Here is a 4284-nt window from a genome sequence, read left to right on the forward strand (position 1 = left end):
CATCGAGACGCACCTGGCCTGTCGCCGCCCGGCCGTTCAGCTCGACCGGCATGCGGGTCGCGGGCAGGTGCAGCACGACGGCGTCGCCCTCGCGCGCGATGCGCACGGGGTCGCGCGAAATCGTGCCATGACTCAGCGGCAGGCCAGCCTGCCCCGGACGGTAGAACAGCGGCGCATACCGGTTCACTTCCARCTGGCCGGTGTCGCCGACGAACTGCTCGCCGATGCGCGCCGCGTCCGGGTGCCAGACGATCGTCAGCGCCAGCAGCGGCCGCCCCGGGAGCTTCTGGGACGACAACTGCAATGTCTGGGTGTATTCGGTGGAATCGGTCATGCGGGAACGTCGGTGCACGCTTTACATGTAAAACACATGGCAATTTTACACGCAGAAACACATGATCGACCGGAAACGGGCCCCGGCGGCCGGTTTCCGCCCCGTGACGACTTGGCACGACGTTTGCAGTACCTGTCCTGCCGCCAGCGTGGCGGTGCCTTTTTGTGGATGCCATGACAATCAATCGCGCTACCCCGCCCATCCTGCCGGCAGACGGCCGCGTCATGCTGGACGTGCACAACCTGAAAGCCCTGCGCCAGCGCCGGTGCGGGCGCGAAATCCTGTCCGAACAATTCCAGGAACGGCGCCAGTGCCTCACCCGCGCAGCCATCAACCGGGCCGAGTCCGGCAAACCCGTTCCGTACCGCACCGCGCGCCACCTTGCCGCGTTCTACGGCATCGGCGTCGAAGCCCTGATCGAGACGGCCCCGACACGCCATGCGCCGCCCGCCCGGTCCGCACCGGATCCGGCGGACGTCGAACGCCTGCAATGCCGCGCCGCCATCGATGGCGTGCACCTCGCCCGTGAGGGCCGCATCGTCGATATCCAGGGCGTCGCCGGCGCCGGCAAGTCGCGCCTGCTCGCGTCCTGCGCCGCCGATGCCCGTGCGCGCGGCTATGCATGCGTCGTGCTCGACGGCGCGAACGGCCCGGGGGGCCACACGGCGGCACGCCTGATGCTCGCGCTGCTCGGCCTCGATGGCGCCGCCGCCGGCGACGATGCGCCGCTGGCGGACAGCGTGCGCGCCCGCTGCGCCGCCCTGGCCCTGCCGGCCGTCCACGTGGACGGCTGCGTGAGCCTCGTCGCCCCCGCGCCGGACTGGCCGCTGCCCTCGACCCAGTTGCTGCAGACGGCCGCGCTGTGCGCCCTGATCCAGCACCGCGCGCGTCACCAGCCCCTGCTCGTCTGCATCGACGACTTCCAGTGCGCCGACTGGCAACTCTGCATGATCCTGAACGTGGCCGTGCCGGCGACGCTGGACTATCCCGTGCTGTGGATGTTCGCCACCGGCCTGGAACCCGGTCCGGCCCGGCGCCCGCTCGGCGTGCGCATGGATGTGCTGGCGCGCACGACGCTGCACATGAGCCCGCCATCTGCGCGCGCCGGCCGCGCCGACGCCGGCGGCGTGCACCGCCTCGAGCGCGTGGGCACCTAGTCCGGACCGTCCACGTCCAGCACGTGGTTGCGGAAAATCTCGGGCAGCATCTCGAGCACGAGGTCGCGCCCGAGCAGGTCGGACGCGCGCACGGCCCGCGCCACCATGTCGATGTCGATGGCCGCCAGCGCCGCCTGCGCCGTTGCCGCATGGCTCAGGTGCCAGGGCGCCGGGCACATGCCGGCGCGCTGCGTCCGGTATGGCCGGAAAAAGCCGAAGCGCGCCGCGTGGTCGTCGAGCCAGGCGTGCAGGCGACCATACACGCCGTGCGCCGCGGCCTCGTCCGGTAACAGCCGCGTCCGGTAGCCGGGCGGCTGGGCGGCGCGGTCGAACACGTCGATGTCCGTGCCCCAGTGGCGCCGTGTCGCGCCCGGCAGGCCCGTCCAGTTCAGGATGGCACGCACGACGTCGGGCGGCGCCAGCGCCGCATGGTCGCGTGGCACGCCCCGGCAATCGTACAGCGTGGCCTGCCCCGAGAATTTGCGGTTCCAGTTGCGCGCCTGGGCCTCGAACGGGCGCCAAGACGCGATCGGCAACAGGTCGATGCCGTCGCGCGCGGCGGCGGCACGCAGCGCCAGGAACGCGGCCGCCACGTCGGGCCGGGCGGCGAAGCGCGGCTGCGCATACTGGCGCACGTGCGTGCGGGCGCGGCCCGTCAGCGTCGCCTCGTCGAACGGTGCGCCCGGGTCAACGTCATCCGATGGCATCGCGGTCGGGATAAAACAGGGCGATCGTGATCGCATGGCCCGCGCAGCGTGTGTTTGTCGCGACTGGCATCCTGCCCTCTCTATCGTTGCACGTCGTCCATGATACGACGGCCGCGCCCGCTGCGGCGCCACCGGCGCACGACTGATGCATCTCAATCCCGCATCATCGTGCCTCCGTAATCTCCACCTGTTGCCAGCCGCATCGAGGAGATGACCATGACGCATGTGATGCCATATCGCACGACTCTGCCCGGCCTCGCTTTTTCGTACATGTTCGGGTTCATGCTCGCCGGYAGCCTGCCGCTGGCCGACGCGCAAACGACCGCGCCGCACCGTTCCGCCACCGCGCCAGCCGGCCAGGCGGACCATAAAACGGACAGCACCACCGCCACCCGGCGCCAGCAGACAGCCGTCCAGCACGTCAGCGACGCGGTCGGCGTCGTGCAGACGATGAGCAGCGAGACAGGCATGCCGGCGCTGCTGGGCCGGGCGCGCGGCGTCTTCATCATTCCCAGATACGGCCGGGCGGCCCTCGGCGTCGGCGGGGCCGGCGGCGCCGGCGTGCTGATGGTCCGGCGCGAGAACGGCACATGGGGCAATCCGGCCTTCTTCGATACCGGCGGCCTCAGCATCGGCCTGCAGGCCGGCGCCGAGGGTGGGCCCGTCGCCCTTCTCCTGCTGAACCAGAAAGCCGTGGACAGCTTCCGCAACCGCAACAATTTCTCGCTGAGCGCCGACGCCGGCCTTACCGTGATCAACTTCGCGCGCATGGCCCAGGGGTCGACGGCCGGCGACATCGTCGCATGGTCCGGCACCAAGGGCCTGTTCGGCAACGCGGCCACGGTCGGCATCAACGACATCCGCTACAACCAGAGCCTGACCGAGGCCTATTACGGCAAGCCGACGACGGCGCAGCAGGCGATCGACAGCAGCGAGATCAACGCCCAGGCGGACGCGCTACGCAAGGTGCTCGGCTCGCCGCCGACGCCGGCCGGCAGCGGTGCCAGGAGTGGCGGACACTGAGCAAGGCAAGCGCTGAACGGTGTTCCACACGCGGCAGCGGCAGCGCGCCGGTCCCAGGTCGCCGGATGGTGACCGGCGCAGCGGGGCGCACGCCGTACGACGGTGCGCCCCGACGTGGCGGCCTCAGGTTCGTCCGCTGCCGCCGCGGCGGCGTACGAACACGAGGCCGAAGCCGGCCAGCGCCACCAGCAGCGGCGTGGACGGCTCCGGCACGGCGCGGACCAGGCTGTACGCATTGTCCGGCGTGAAGGACAAGCGCTGCCCGTCTGGTGCATCGGGATGCAGGGCGATGCTGCCCAGGTCGCCGTCGACGCCGAGATAGTGCGTGTCGTCGAACAGCGACCAGCTGAATGTGGTGCCGTCGTTGCCGTCGCCCAGCAGGAAGCCGACGTCGAACGTGAAGTGCCCGCCCAGCTGGATCGCCTGGTACCAGTCACCTCCGCCGGCATCGCTCGTGAACGTCAGGTCATTAGGCGGGCTGCCCGTCACGGCGCCCATGGCCTCGGGGGCGCCCAGCAGGTCGCCGGCCAGGTGACTGACGGTCGCACTGGCAGGGGTCGCGCCGCCCAACCCGAGGAAACCGAGGCCGAGGTAGGCGGTACCGCCGCCCAGCGTGGACGTGTCGATGTCGACATGGTAGACCGGTGCGGCCAGCGCCGCGCCGGCGCACAGGCACATCCAGGTGGCGGCCAGCAGGCGGGCCGCGTGTCGTTTGAAACCATGCATGGTCGTCTCCTAGTATTTGGCGCTGATGAGTTGTGGCGTGTACCCGATGACGGCCCTGGACGGGTTCGAGAAGGTCGTCGTCACCGTGGCGCTCTGGCCGGGCGCCAGTTCCGCTTCGCCCAGCGTGACATAGGGCACGCCATCCTTCAGTCCCGTCGCGTTGTCGAGCGTGACGCCGGCCGTGAGCCCCTGCAGCTGGAATTGCAGCGGGCCCTTCAGGGGCGCACTGCTCGTGTTCGTGATCGTCACGGTGCCCGTGTACCTGGACGTAAAGCGGTTCATCGTCAGGCCGGAGCGCGCGATGCGCACGCTGCCCGTCACGTCGACCGGTGCCAGC

General features: G+C 70.4%; 5 protein-coding genes and 1 pseudogene. 2 read left to right on the plus strand and 4 right to left on the minus strand.

From position 1 onward, the window contains the following. Positions 1 to 334: hypothetical protein (locus AC1DYX_RS28500; RefSeq protein ID WP_477265178.1), on the minus strand; the 334-nt coding region annotated here is incomplete at its 3' end. Positions 335 to 507: 173 nt separating this feature from the next. On the opposite strand from AC1DYX_RS28500, the gene AC1DYX_RS28505 reads away from it, so the two are divergent. Next, complete coding sequence (locus tag AC1DYX_RS28505) at positions 508 to 1491, plus strand: hypothetical protein (protein WP_477265180.1); 984 nt, start codon at positions 508 to 510, stop codon at positions 1489 to 1491. On the opposite strand, the gene AC1DYX_RS28510 is transcribed toward AC1DYX_RS28505, so the two are convergent. Beyond that, positions 1488 to 2198, minus strand: a complete 711-nt coding sequence (locus AC1DYX_RS28510; RefSeq protein WP_477265182.1) for a M15 family metallopeptidase — start codon at positions 2196 to 2198, stop codon at positions 1488 to 1490. The genes AC1DYX_RS28505 and AC1DYX_RS28510 overlap by 4 nt on opposite strands. A 216-nt stretch (positions 2199 to 2414) precedes the next feature. On the opposite strand from AC1DYX_RS28510, the gene AC1DYX_RS28515 reads away from it, so the two are divergent. Then, positions 2415 to 3221 (plus strand): lipid-binding SYLF domain-containing protein, encoded by an 807-nt coding sequence (locus AC1DYX_RS28515; protein ID WP_477265184.1) that lies wholly within the window; start codon positions 2415 to 2417, stop codon positions 3219 to 3221. A 123-nt stretch (positions 3222 to 3344) separates the two neighbouring features. Here AC1DYX_RS28515 and AC1DYX_RS28520 read toward each other — a convergent pair whose 3' ends face one another. Continuing rightward, entirely contained in the window at positions 3345 to 3947 is a 603-nt protein-coding gene (locus AC1DYX_RS28520; protein ID WP_477265186.1) for an NF038129 family PEP-CTERM protein, read from the minus strand. 9 nt (positions 3948 to 3956) lie between these two features. Continuing rightward, positions 3957 to 4284, minus strand: a pseudogene (locus AC1DYX_RS28525) (ExeM/NucH family extracellular endonuclease); the annotation flags it as partial.

Source organism: Massilia sp. P2_C2 (assembly GCF_056404615.1).

Bases quoted from the DNA above. Each gene is read 5' to 3' on its own strand.
- AC1DYX_RS28505 (WP_477265180.1), top strand. From the start codon at position 508: ATGACAATCAATCGCGCTACCCCGCCCATCCTGCCGGCAGACGGCCGC.
- AC1DYX_RS28510 (WP_477265182.1), bottom strand. From the start codon at position 2,198: ATGCCATCGGATGACGTTGACCCGGGCGCACCGTTCGACGAGGCGACG.
- AC1DYX_RS28520 (WP_477265186.1), bottom strand. From the start codon at position 3,947: ATGCATGGTTTCAAACGACACGCGGCCCGCCTGCTGGCCGCCACCTGG.